This is a genomic window from Wukongibacter baidiensis (assembly GCF_050888315.1).
Lineage (GTDB): Bacteria > Bacillota > Clostridia > Peptostreptococcales > Caminicellaceae > Wukongibacter > Wukongibacter baidiensis.
The window spans coordinates 5992132-6004630 of the sequence record NZ_CP138202.1; the positions used below are offsets into that span (position 1 = coordinate 5992132).

The following is a 12499-nucleotide window of genomic DNA, read 5'->3' on the forward strand; positions in this document are numbered from 1 at the left end:
AAAAGGTTGGAGGAAAAAATGAAAAAGATTGGATTAATGGGAGGAACGTTTGACCCAATTCATTATGGACATCTGGTCTTGGCGGAGCAAATAAGAACTCAGTTTAATTTAGATATGGTATACTTTATACCAGTCGGGATACCAGCACATAAACAGGGTAAAAACATATCGAGCAGTAATGACAGATATTTTATGACTTTATTGGCAACTATAACAAATCCAAATTTTGAGGTATCAAAAATTGAAATTGAAGATAATAATATTTCTTATACTGTAAATACTATCAAAAAGTTTAAGGATAAAATAGATTGTGATGCCGAGTTATACTTTATTACTGGAGCCGATGCAGTATATGAACTTGAAACGTGGAGAAATGTAAAAGAACTTCTAACGTTGTGTAATTTCATAGCTGCAAGCAGGCCTGGAATAGATGAAAAAAAGCTAAAGGAAAAGATAACCGAATTAAATGAAAAATATGATGCTAATATTCTTGTAACTTCCGTACCTGCTTTAGCTATATCGTCAACTGATATAAGAAAAAGAATAGGGCTTGGTGAAAGTATAAAATACATTATACCTGAATCAGTGGAATATTATATTTATAAAAATAGGTTATATACAGAAAGCGCTAATGATAAATGATGAAATTGCATAATGCATGCAAGTTTCTTAAATAACTAGAGGTGGAAAATGTGTATGATTTAGAATATATAAAATCTGTACTTAAGAACAAGCTGCCACATAGAAGATACAAACATTCTCTAGGAGTTTGTGAAAGTGCTACATGGCTTGCTAGAAAACATGATGCATGTCAAAGTAAGGCTGAGGTTGCGGGGCTATTACATGATTATGCTAAGTATTTAGATGGTTATGAAGCAAGAAAATATATAAAGGAATTTCACATTCAAATTGATGAAGTTATTGATTTAAATATAGATTTGGCCCATGGTTTGATAGCGGCTGAGCTTATTAAATCAGAATTCAAAATTGAAGATGAAGAGATTCTGAACGCAGTAAGATATCATACTACTGGTAGGAGAGGTATGACAAGTCTAGAGAAAATCATATATTTAGCAGATTATATAGAGCCAAATAGGAGATTCCCTGGGGTAGATGAAATAAGAAATATAGCCAAATATGATTTAAATAGAGCAGTACTTATGGCTTTAGATAATTCTATCAAGCATGTAATTTCAAAGGGATTACTTATACATCATAATAGTATTTTTGCAAGAAACGCTTTAATCACAGAAATGGCATCAGTACAAAGTTCAGTTGAAATATAAATAAGGTAACCCGGACTATCATGAAAAGTTCGAAAGGTTTCACTAGAGTTTTGAATTTTCCATAGAGAGTTCCTAGTACAACTTAATTTATACATATTCAAAGACCCAATGCTTCTGGGAGTTTTGGATATGTATAAATTAATATTTGCACTTGAACCTCTATAGGAATAATCCGGGATAATAATGGAGGAATCAAAATTGATTTATACTACATTGTTACTATTTTTAGTTGGACTAGTAATTATTATTAAAGGTGGGGACTTATTTGTTGATGCATCAGTGTGGTTTGCAACTATCACAGGAATACCAACTATAATAATAGGTGCTACAATAGTGAGTTTGGCAACAACATTACCAGAGCTTTTTGTTTCTGTAATAGCGTCAACTCAAGGATCACCGGATATGGCCATTGGCAACGCTGTAGGGTCAACTATTTGTAATATAGGGCTAATCCTTTCGACTTCAATACTTTTTGCACCTAGTGTAGTTAATAGAAAACTTTTTAGCGAAAAAGGCTTGCTAATGGTAGGGTCTACAGTACTTTTGCTGTTTTTCAGTATAGACACTATAGTAACCAAGATTGAAGGTCTAGTTCTATTTGCAGTTTTATTAGTATTTATATGGTTAAACCTTAAGCAGTTTAGGGGTAGTAATATACTTGTAGATAATAAGAATTCCGAGAAAAAGACTTATTCAAAGGATGTCTTAAAAAATATTGTTAAGTTTGTACTAGGAAGCATATTTATTATCATAGGAGCACAACTTCTCGTTGATAATGGAAGAAAAATTGCTGAATTCTACAATGTTCCTGAACAAATTATCAGTTTAACATTAATAGCATTAGGAACGTCACTGCCAGAGCTTACTACAAGTATCACTGCAATAGTAAAGGGGCATGAAGGTATCTCAGTAGGTAATATTATTGGAGCCAATATATTGAATAATACTATGATACTTGGAACGGCTTCAATAGCTACTGGATATGGTCTTGAGATAAGTAAGAGAGATATAATATTATTTGGAAGGGTTTTTGAAGATATCCCCCAAACCCTTTATGTGGATTTACCAGTTTCATTATTGCTTATGTTAATACTGGTTATTTCAGGAATATATAATAAAAAGTTGAGAAGAGTTACTGGAATACCATTACTATTAATATATTTAATATATTTAACCTTCTTAGGTTATAATGCATTTGCAGCATAAGGGATATTAGAAATATAGATACAATGATGTGTGACAAATTATTTTTCAATATCCCTAAATTAAGGGAGGAAAATGGATGCAAAATTTTGAGAGGGAACTTGCAATAGAGATTTGTGAAGCAATTGATAGTAAAAAGGGAAAAGATATTGTATTAATGGAAGTAGGTAAAATTGTTGCCTTTGCTGATTATTTCATTATAGCAACCGGGACTTCAACAAAACATACAACTGCTTTAGCTGATACAGTTGAAAAGAAATTAGCTGAAAAGAATGTATATGTAGGTCATAAAGAAGGGCATAATGAAGGAAGCTGGATTCTACTGGATTATAAGGATGTAGTTGTTCACATATTTACTGAAGAACAAAGAAGCTTTTATGATCTGGAGCGAATTTGGAAAGGTGCAAAATATGTAGAATTGAACTTAGATTATTCATAAAAAATTCAAAACTCTGCTACGTGCTTTTGATTCTAAGACCCCCATCAAATTCTTGACGTACCGTTTAGGTATACCTTCGAACTTGATGAAAGTCTTAGAATTCAAAACTACTTGCAGTCTTTCAAACTTTTTATGAATAATCTAGGTTAGATATTGACATGAATTGAGAAAATTATTACAATAAATGATAACATAACTTTTAAAAAATTAATATAGCAAGTATAGGAGTAGTAGAAATACATTCTATTTAAGGATTAATAACCTTCAGAGAGTCGATGGCTGGTGTGAATCGATATAGATAGATTTCGAACTTACCTAAGCATAGTAATACTACATTAAAACTTAAAGTAGTATTACTACATTTATCTAGGCTGGTTACCTTTAAAAAACCGTATGAGTGGATATTATGTCAAGTAGGGTGGTACCGCGGGAAAATTCTCGTCCCTATATTTAGGGAGGAGTTGTTTTGCGGGTACCACTTTTTTTATATTCTATAAAAAATGTTTAGTTGTTATTAAAATGTTTATGAATATACAATATTGAGGAGGCATAGTAAATGGTTAGATATGATTTTACCGAAATCGAAAAAAAATGGCAGAAAAAATGGGATGATGAAAAAGCCTTTAAGGTAGAAGTAGATAATGAAAAGGAAAAATACTACTGTCTTGAGATGTTTCCATATCCTTCTGGAAAGCTACATATGGGCCATGTGAGAAACTATTCTATAGGTGATGTTATAGCAAGATTTAAAACTATGAATGGATATAACGTACTTCACCCAATAGGATGGGATGCATTTGGACTTCCAGCGGAAAACGCTGCAATTAAGCATAATATACATCCAGATATATGGACGAGAGAGAATATAGCTGAGATGATAAGACAGCTAAAGGAGTTAGGAATCAGCTATGACTGGGATAGAGAGGTTACTACTTGCTTACCGGATTATTATAAATGGACACAGTGGATATTTGTACAGTTCTTCAATAATGGTTTAGCTTATAAGAAGAAATCTCCAGTTAACTGGTGTCCATCATGTGAAACTGTTCTTGCAAATGAGCAGGTTGTTAATGAAAAGTGTGAGAGATGTGATTCAATAGTCGTCAAGAAAAATCTTGAGCAATGGTATTTTAAAATAACCGACTATGCTGAAAAATTGCTAGACGATATGAAAAAGCTTGAAGGTTGGCCAGAAAAGGTTAAGACGATGCAAGCGAACTGGATAGGAAAAAGCTACGGAGCAGAAATGAAGTTTGAAATTGAGGGGACATACAAGGTTCTAGATATATTTACAACAAGACCTGATACAACCTTTGGAGTTACATTTATGGTTTTAGCTCCTGAGCATCCTTTAGTAAGTGAACTAGTAAAGGGAACTGAATATGAAGAAACAGTAGAGAAATTTGTTAATAAATTAGGTCGTATGACTGAAATTGAAAGAACGGCAAGTAATGTAGAAAAAGAAGGTATATTTATAGGAAAGTATGCTGTAAACCCATTGAATGGCAATAAAATACCAATTTATATAGCAAATTATGTTCTAATGGATTATGGAACTGGTGCGATTATGGCAGTACCTGCCCATGACGAGAGAGACTTTGAGTTTGCAAAAAAATATGATATTGATATAATACCAGTAATAAAGCCAGAAGGTTTAGAGAATGTTGAGGAATTAGAACTTCCATATACTGAGCCAGGAGTTATGGCCAACTCTGGAGAATTTAATGGTCTTCAGAATACTGAGGGTGCAAATAGAATCAATGAGTTTATTGAAGAAAAAGGCTATGGTAAAAAAACTATTAATTATAGGCTTAGAGATTGGCTTATATCTCGTCAGAGATATTGGGGAACACCAATACCAGTAGTTTATTGTGATAAGTGTGGAGTAGTAGCAGTACCGGAAGAAGATTTACCGGTTACACTTCCTACCGATGTAGTATTTTCTGGTCAAGGAGAATCTCCACTTACTACAAGTGAATCCTTTAAAAATGCTCCTTGTCCAAAGTGCGGTGCCATGGCGAAAAGAGAAACTGATACAATGGATACCTTCGTTGATTCATCTTGGTATTTCTTAAGATATACCGATGCTAGAAATGAAAACAAGGTTTTTGATAAAGAAAAGGCATCATACTGGATGGATGTAGACCAATATATAGGCGGAGTAGAGCATGCAATCCTTCATCTTCTTTATGCAAGGTTCTTTACGAAGGTGCTTCACGATATTGGATTGTCACCTGTAGATGAACCATTTAAAAATCTATTAACTCAAGGTATGGTTCTTAAGGATGGGGCCAAAATGTCTAAGTCTAAGGGTAATGTAGTTAGTCCTGAAGAGATTATTTCAAAGTATGGAGCTGATACCGCTAGATTGTTTATACTTTTTGCAGCGCCACCTGAAAGAGATCTTGAGTGGAGTGATACGGGAGTAGAAGGTTCATATAGATTCTTAAATAGAGTTTGGAGATTGGCTTGTGAACTTGAAGAATACACAGCTTTAGCGGGTGAAGCAATTCAGATCAACGGAAAAGAAGATAAAGAACTTAACTTCGTTATAAACAGTACTATAAAGAAAGTTACAGAGGATATTAGTGGTAGATTTAACTTTAACACTGCAATTAGTGCCATAATGCAGCTTGTTAATGAAACATATAAATATAAAGAAATCGATAAAGAAAAAATAAATAAACCACTAATTACTAAGTCATTAGAAACAATATTAGTACTTTTATCTCCATTTGCTCCTCACATGACAGAAGAATTATGGAGTATGCTTGGTAATGAAGGAAGCGTTCATGCGCAGAAGTGGCCAAATTATGATAGTAAAGCCATAGTGAAGGATGAAGTGGAGATAGTAGTACAAGTAAATGGTAAAGTAAGAGACAAACAACTAGTTAATAAGAGTATGTCAAAAGAAGAACTAGAGAAAACAGCGTTAGATAATGAGAGAATTAAATCATTTATTGAGGGGAAAAATATCGTTAAAGTAATCTGTGTTCCTGGAAAATTAGTTAATATTGTTGTTAAATAGCAGATAAATTTAGGGGGGATTCGATGGCAAACAATATAAATCCGATTTTAAAAAGTTATATCCCGGTTGTAGAAGGTATAGCAAAAACCTTTGGGACAAACTGTGAAGTTGTACTTCATGATTTTAGCAAAATGGATAGATCTATTATTGCAATAGCCAATGGACATGTTACAGGCAGAAGTGTAGGTGGACCTTTATATGAATCACTTTTGAAAAATGTTTTAGATCATAATATTCAAGAAGACAAGATAAACTATACAGGAAAAAGCGCTGAAGGAAGAGTCCTAAAATCATCAACTATGTTCATCAGAGATGAGGATAATAATATTATTGGTTGTGTCTGTATTAACTTTGATCTATCAGAATTAGTTGTTTCAAAGAGAGTAATAGATAATCTGATTCAAACTCAATCATCTAAGAAGGAAAAGGAACACGATGAATCTACAAATAGGGTTAACGATGTATTGACAGATATAGTTAAAAACACATTAGAGAAATCAGGTAAACCTGTGGCTTATATGGGAAAAGAAGAAAAAGTAAATATTGTTAAAGAGTTAGATCATCAAGGGGCCTTTTTAATAAAAGGTGCTATAGATTATGTTGCTAAGGTACTTTGTGTTTCAAGATACACAATCTATAACTACTTAGACGAGATCAGAGTAGATAGTAAGTAAATAAATTAAATTTTTTACATTTTGATTGTTTGGATATCCGTGAAACATCGGGTATTCAAATGATTAGAATGTAGATTTTTAATGCATTTTATATACAAAAATTTAGGAGGGTTTTAATATGGATTTAAAGATTATACATACTGACAAGGCACCAGCTGCTGTTGGACCTTATTCACAGGCGGTTTTAGCAGGTAATTTACTATTTTTATCAGGTCAAATTCCAATCAATCCGGCTACTGGTGAATTAGTACAAGGTAGTATTGAGGAAGAAACAAAGCAATGCCTTGAAAACGCAAAGGCTGTGTTAGAAGAAGCAGGTACAACACTTGAAAATGTAATCAAAGCAACAGTTTTCATAAAAGATATGGATCAGTTTGGAAGAATTAATGCAGTATATGGTGAGTACTTTAGCACTCATAAGCCTGCAAGAGCATGCGTTGAGGTTGCTAGACTACCTAAGGATGTAAATGTAGAAATAGAAATGATTGCTGTAGTAAAATAGAAAAAGTAGACAAATAAAAAAAGCGACTTGACGTCGCTTTTTTTGTTTACCATTTCCATCTTCTTCTTTTTCTTCTAATCCTTCTGACAGTTACAATAGTTCTCCAAAGGACATAAAGAAGTACCAAACCTATTAAGATTTTGACTAAATTAAGATTTTTAGGATCCTTAATCTTCTTTATGATTTTATATATTTGCTTTTCATCGATAGACTGTAATGCAATTAGACTTGTTTCTCCGACATTTTCACCATTAAGAGTATATGTAACCTTTCCAAGAAGCTGTCCCTTATTAATGGGTGCCACTATCTGTGGTTCAACTTCAACCTTATATGCTATGTCCGACTGATTATATTGATTCAATACTGTTTTAGAAATACTATCTTGAGTTACTAAATCAACAGTTTCTTCAATACCATTTTCAACTGGAACTGTTTTAAGTGTAGTACCAGAGTTAGCCACAGTAATTACTTTAAAATTATCGAAGCCATATTCCATTAGTTTTCTTGTATCGGAATAGATATTTGTTTTAATCGCTTTAAGAACAACAGTTATAACTCTTCTATTATCCTTAGAGGCCGTTGATACAAGGCATTGCTGTGCTTCAGAGGTATATCCAGTCTTAATGCCATCTACTATGTCAAATTTGATATCTACTAATTTACCATCATACTCCATCTTATTGCTAGGGCCTACACCCCAAAGAAGTCTATTTCTATTTTTAAGGTATCTAATCTCGTCAGTTTTTTCTGTTATAGGTATTTGATACTTTACAGTCTTTACGATTTCCCTAAACTTTGGAATTGTCATAGCATATTTCCCAATCATTGCTAAATCATAAGCAGTGGTTACATGCTCCGAATCAGGAAGACCGTGGGGATTTGTGAAGTTTGTGTTTAATGCCCCTAGTTCCTTAGCCCTTTTATTCATAAGTTTTGCAAACTCTTCGACGCTTCCAGATATATGCTTTGCTAAGGCAACGGCTGAGTCATTTGCTGATTGGATTAAAACCGAATTAAGCAATTGCTCAACTGTGAAAACCTCACCTTCTTTAACATATATACGGCTTCCATCAGTAAAAGGAGTTTCTTTATCTATAATAACCTTATCATTCAGGTTGGCATTCTCTAGTGTTAATACTGCTGTCATAACTTTAGTTGTACTAGCTGGATACATTGGTTTATGTGCATTCTTTTCGAATAATATATCTCCACTTGCTGCATCAATGACAATTCCACTTTCTGCAGTAATATCGAAATTCTCATAGGAGCCCTCAGAGAAACCCACAGATGTAGACGATACTAGGATACTAATTACTAACATTACTATAAACAATCGCTTCATATTTTCACCTCTAATTTTGATATAAACATTATGTACAAGGATGTCCTCATTTTCAAGACGGACTCATTTCATATAAAATAAACTATAATTAAACTTGAAAGCTCAAGTATTACAAAACTTAAGAATATAAAATATAATACCAAAAAAATAGACTGGATTTTTAAAGATGGAAAGGATAAAAATTTTGTGACACTTATATAGTATAACAGAAAAAGAAAAAAATTTTAAGGTTTTATAATGGAAAAGAAGGTTAAGGAAAAGTAATATAGAAATAATTGTAAATGAGTGAGAAGCTATCTATGGGGAGAGAAGGGGGATATTATGAGAAAGATAAGGAAAAAAGAAGTTGTTTTGGTAATTATATTCATTCTATCAATAATATTTTTCAATGTTAAAGAATTTAGGTTTAAAACGAATGAGAAGGCGTTGATTGAAGCGGATATAGATATAGAACAAGAAAAGGTCAATACTGACTCTAAGGAAAATATAACTGAAGAATCTCAAAAGAAGGTTGAAGATCCAAGGGAGATTAAGGTTGATATCTGCGGTGCAGTTAAAAGCCAAGGGGTTGTGATTCTTAAGGAAGGGGATAGGGTAATAGATGCAATTAATAAGGCAGGTGGACTTACCGATAATGCAGATATTAATAGAATTAATAGGTCAAAATATGTTTCGGATGGAGAAAAAATTATTATTCCTGAAAAGGGTCAAGAGATTGAAAGCCTTGAGGATTTAGGGAGCCTAGGAGTTGACACAAAAATAAATATTAATACTGCATCAAAGGAAGAATTGATAACACTAGATGGTATAGGAGAATCAATAGGTGAAAGAATAATAAAATACAGACGTGAAAATAATGGATTTAAAAGTATAGAGGATATCATGAAGGTTAGTGGAATTGGAGAGAGTAAGTTTAATCAAATTAAAGATAGTATAAAAGTGAAGTAACCCCAGATTATTTATAGAAAGTTTAAAAATATGCAAGCAGTTTTGATTTCTAAGGTATTTAGCGAGTTCGAAGGCATACCAGTACAGTTTGTTGAGAATTTGATGGATGCCTTAAAAACAAAAGGACGCAGTAAAGTTTTAAACTTTCTATGAACAATATGGGGGAAAGTATGATAATATATACTTGTGTGCGAAAAACCTAGTTTGAGCACAGGTCTATTGGGTATAACCTAAGATGAGATGAGTTACTAAATTAAAATAGAATTTGGAGGTGGTAAAGATGAAAGACTTGAAGAATAAGAGATTGACTGAGTTAAGTAGTAGTTCTGGTTGAGCAGCTAAAATAGGTCCTGAGACCTTGGCACAGGTTCTGTGTCAATTACCACCAGTTAAAAGCGATAAACTCCTAGTGGGTTTAGATACATCCGATGATGCAGCAGTATATAAGTTAGATGAAAATACTGCTATAATTCAAACCCTAGATTTCTTTACACCAGTGGTTGATGATCCATATGTTTTTGGTCAGATAGCAGCTGCTAATTCTTTAAGTGATGTATATGCAATGGGCGGAAAACCAATATTAGCCTTAAATATAACATGTTTTCCAACTTGCTTATCTATGGATATACTTGCAGAGATACTTAAAGGCGGAAGTGATAAAGTACAGGAAGCTGGAGCATTATTAGTGGGAGGACATACTGTAGATGATAATGAGCCAAAGTATGGTCTATCAGTAACTGGAACTATCCACCCAGATAAAGTATTAAGCAACTCAAGTGCTAAAGCAGGAGATGTACTAGTTCTGACTAAGCCTTTGGGTCTTGGAGTATTAAATACAGCTATAAAGGCTGAAATGTTAGATAAGAGCATCGAACAGAAGGCAATTGATGTTATGATTAGCCTTAATAATATAGCCGCCGATGGAATGAATATAGTAGGTGCCAATTCTTGTACAGATATTACTGGATTTGGACTTTTGGGTCACGCCTATGAAATGGCAAAGGGAAGCGACGTATCTATTATAATAGATTCAAAAGCGGTACCAGTAATTGAAGGTACGATTGAAAAAGCAGAGATGGGATTAGTGCCTGCTGGGACATATAAAAATCAAGAATACTTAGGAAAAAATGTAAAATATGAAGGTGAAGTACCGGTTTACCTAAAGGACATTTTGTTTGATCCACAGACATCAGGAGGTTTACTCATCTCACTTGAAAAGGAAAAGGCTGAAAAGCTTTTAGAGTACTACAGTAAAAATCTTAATACGGAATTTGCTATAGTTGGTGAAGTAACTGAAAAACAAGAAAACTACTTAATAGTAAAATAAGCACTCCAAAGGAGTGCTTATTTTACTATTAAGTTTTTCTATTTAAAACCCTTAAGAAAGACCGTTAATACTTGGAACTTGTAACAGAGAACTTGCAATTCAAAATGCATCAACAGATGAATTTCTATCGTCGCTCTCTTTTTTCATAATCAGAGGTCATCTTAAAAATCAAAGGACTTAATGTTAGTAAGGCAATCAAGTTAGGTATTGCCATTAAACCATTGAATGTATCGGAAATATTCCAAACGAATTTTAAGGATGTTGTAGCACCGTACCAACATAGAAGCACCCAAACTATTTTGTAAAGGACAATAATCCTTACTCCAGCTATATACTCAAGGCATTTAGAACCATAGTAGTACCAACCGAGAATAGTAGAAAATGCAAAGAAAATTAAACCGATGGATACTATAAATGACCCGAATCCAGGCAATGCTTGACTAAAGGCAGTAGTAGTTAAAGCTGCACCTGTGAGCTCATCTGTAATTGCCATTCTTCCATCTGCGCCTATTGATACAAGCCCTGAAACCAATATTACTAAGGCAGTCATTGTACAAACTACTAAAGTGTCTAAGAAAGAGCCTAGAGAACCGATTATACCTTGCTTAACTGGGTCGTTGTTCTTGGATGCAGCATGGGCAATTGGTGCACTACCAAGGCCTGCCTCGTTAGAAAATACACCTCGAGCAACTCCAAAACGAATTACAGTACCGATTAATCCTCCGCCAACTGCTCTTGCATTGAAAGCATTTGAAAAAATCATAGAGAAAGCATCTGGGATCATTGATGCTTTATTAAAAAGTACTATTAAAGCACCGATAACGTAGACAATAGCCATAGCAGGAACTATCTTATCGGTTACACTTGCTATACTCTTTATTCCTCCGATAATAACTAGTCCTGTAGCAACTGCAATAAATATTCCAGACATTTGTGGACTTATATTGAAAGAGGTCAACAAGGATGCTGCAACAGAGTTGGCCTGTACCATATTTCCTATACCGAAGGAAGCGATGAAACCAAATAATGCAAATAGCCAGCCTAACCAAGAGAAATTGCCTTGGAATCTTTCACTCATACCAAGTTTTATGTAATACATTGGCCCGCCAGATTTTTCTCCCCTTTCATTAGTTGTCCTGTACTTAATAGCCAATAATGCCTCACCGTATTTGGTAGCACCACCGAAGGCAGCAGTTACCCACATCCAGAAAACTGCTCCAGGTCCACCTGCTGCGATTGCTGTAGCTACACCTGCAATATTACCAGTACCTATTGTAGCTGCAAGGGAAGTCATTAAAGCCTGGAAAGGAGTTATATCTCCTTCACCGGCATGCTCTTTAGAAAAAAGAAGCTTAAAGGCATAGCCTAATCTCCTGAACTGAACAACTCTTGTACCTAAGGTCAAAATGACACCTGTTCCAACTAAAAATATAATCATAAAGCCGCCCCAAGCAAAACTATTAACTTTGCCTATGATAGCATCTAATTGATTCATAAAAATCCTCCTTGAAAGATGTTTTTTTAAATGTTACATCTTTAGAAATCAGAATACACAATTTCCAAAGATATTAATATGTTTTACAAAAATGTAAAAATCTATCCCAAATTTGAAAGGTTTTCAAGTCTTATTTATCTAAAAGATTGATTAAACTAATTAACTACAAGTTATTTTTATTAAAAAAAACAATAAATATGTTATAATTTTATAGTAAAAAAATTATAATCTAGATAGTACTCAGATTATAAAAAG

Annotated in this window: 11 protein-coding genes and 1 other annotated feature; of the genes, 9 read left to right on the top strand and 2 right to left on the bottom strand. The window is 33.6% G+C overall.

Annotated elements, in window-relative coordinates; all coding sequences use genetic code 11:
• Positions 1–18: 18 nt before the first annotated feature.
• The 7 genes from nadD (at position 19) to R9X47_RS27495 (ending at position 7132) form a co-directional block, all read left to right on the top strand.
• Complete coding sequence (nadD, locus tag R9X47_RS27465; protein ID WP_432664246.1) at positions 19–642, top strand: nicotinate-nucleotide adenylyltransferase; 624 nt, start codon at positions 19–21, stop codon at positions 640–642.
• A 50-nt stretch (positions 643–692) separates the two neighbouring features.
• On the top strand, positions 693–1286 hold the full coding sequence (gene yqeK, locus R9X47_RS27470) for a bis(5'-nucleosyl)-tetraphosphatase (symmetrical) YqeK (protein ID WP_432664247.1): 594 nt from the start codon (positions 693–695) through the stop codon (positions 1284–1286).
• A 198-nt stretch (positions 1287–1484) separates the two neighbouring features.
• Entirely contained in the window at positions 1485–2492 is a 1008-nt protein-coding gene (locus tag R9X47_RS27475; RefSeq protein ID WP_432664248.1) for a calcium/sodium antiporter, read from the top strand.
• 76 nt (positions 2493–2568) lie between these two features.
• The gene (gene rsfS, locus R9X47_RS27480; RefSeq protein ID WP_432664249.1) at positions 2569–2928 is read left to right on the top strand and encodes a ribosome silencing factor; all 360 of its coding nucleotides are present in this window, start codon (positions 2569–2571) and stop codon (positions 2926–2928) included.
• 206 nt (positions 2929–3134) lie between these two features.
• Positions 3135–3377 (top strand) — a binding site (T-box leader).
• A 107-nt stretch (positions 3378–3484) separates the two neighbouring features.
• Complete coding sequence (leuS, locus tag R9X47_RS27485) at positions 3485–5956, top strand: leucine--tRNA ligase (protein WP_432664250.1); 2472 nt, start codon at positions 3485–3487, stop codon at positions 5954–5956.
• A gap of 23 nt (positions 5957–5979) precedes the next feature.
• Positions 5980–6630 carry a helix-turn-helix transcriptional regulator gene (locus tag R9X47_RS27490; protein ID WP_432664251.1) on the top strand — a complete coding sequence of 217 codons (651 nt, stop codon included), beginning with the start codon at positions 5980–5982 and terminating at the stop codon, positions 6628–6630.
• A 118-nt stretch (positions 6631–6748) separates the two neighbouring features.
• Positions 6749–7132, top strand: coding sequence for a RidA family protein (locus R9X47_RS27495; protein ID WP_432664252.1), 384 nt, complete (start codon positions 6749–6751; stop codon positions 7130–7132).
• A gap of 46 nt (positions 7133–7178) precedes the next feature.
• Here R9X47_RS27495 and R9X47_RS27500 read toward each other — a convergent pair whose 3' ends face one another.
• Positions 7179–8474: a D-alanyl-D-alanine carboxypeptidase family protein gene (locus R9X47_RS27500; protein WP_432664253.1), complete on the bottom strand. Its 1296-nt coding sequence runs from the start codon at positions 8472–8474 to the stop codon at positions 7179–7181.
• Positions 8475–8795: 321 nt separating this feature from the next.
• Between R9X47_RS27500 and R9X47_RS27505 the strand changes: the two genes are divergently transcribed.
• The gene (locus tag R9X47_RS27505; RefSeq protein WP_432664254.1) at positions 8796–9422 is read left to right on the top strand and encodes a helix-hairpin-helix domain-containing protein; all 627 of its coding nucleotides are present in this window, start codon (positions 8796–8798) and stop codon (positions 9420–9422) included.
• 280 nt (positions 9423–9702) lie between these two features.
• Positions 9703–10749 carry a selenide, water dikinase SelD gene (selD, locus tag R9X47_RS27510; RefSeq protein WP_432664255.1) on the top strand — a complete coding sequence of 349 codons (1047 nt, stop codon included), beginning with the start codon at positions 9703–9705 and terminating at the stop codon, positions 10747–10749.
• Between the two features lie 124 nt (positions 10750–10873).
• Here the strand turns inward: selD and R9X47_RS27515 are convergent, their stop codons facing one another.
• Positions 10874–12244, bottom strand: coding sequence for an alanine/glycine:cation symporter family protein (locus R9X47_RS27515; protein ID WP_432664256.1), 1371 nt, complete (start codon positions 12242–12244; stop codon positions 10874–10876).
• Between the last annotated feature and the right edge of the window lie 255 nt (positions 12245–12499).

Bases quoted from the DNA above. Each gene is read 5' to 3' on its own strand.
- nadD (WP_432664246.1), top strand. From the start codon at position 19: ATGAAAAAGATTGGATTAATGGGAGGAACGTTTGACCCAATTCATTAT.
- rsfS (WP_432664249.1), top strand. From the start codon at position 2,569: ATGCAAAATTTTGAGAGGGAACTTGCAATAGAGATTTGTGAAGCAATT.
- leuS (WP_432664250.1), top strand. From the start codon at position 3,485: ATGGTTAGATATGATTTTACCGAAATCGAAAAAAAATGGCAGAAAAAA.
- R9X47_RS27490 (WP_432664251.1), top strand. From the start codon at position 5,980: ATGGCAAACAATATAAATCCGATTTTAAAAAGTTATATCCCGGTTGTA.
- R9X47_RS27495 (WP_432664252.1), top strand. From the start codon at position 6,749: ATGGATTTAAAGATTATACATACTGACAAGGCACCAGCTGCTGTTGGA.
- R9X47_RS27500 (WP_432664253.1), bottom strand. From the start codon at position 8,474: ATGAAGCGATTGTTTATAGTAATGTTAGTAATTAGTATCCTAGTATCG.
- R9X47_RS27505 (WP_432664254.1), top strand. From the start codon at position 8,796: ATGAGAAAGATAAGGAAAAAAGAAGTTGTTTTGGTAATTATATTCATT.
- R9X47_RS27515 (WP_432664256.1), bottom strand. From the start codon at position 12,244: ATGAATCAATTAGATGCTATCATAGGCAAAGTTAATAGTTTTGCTTGG.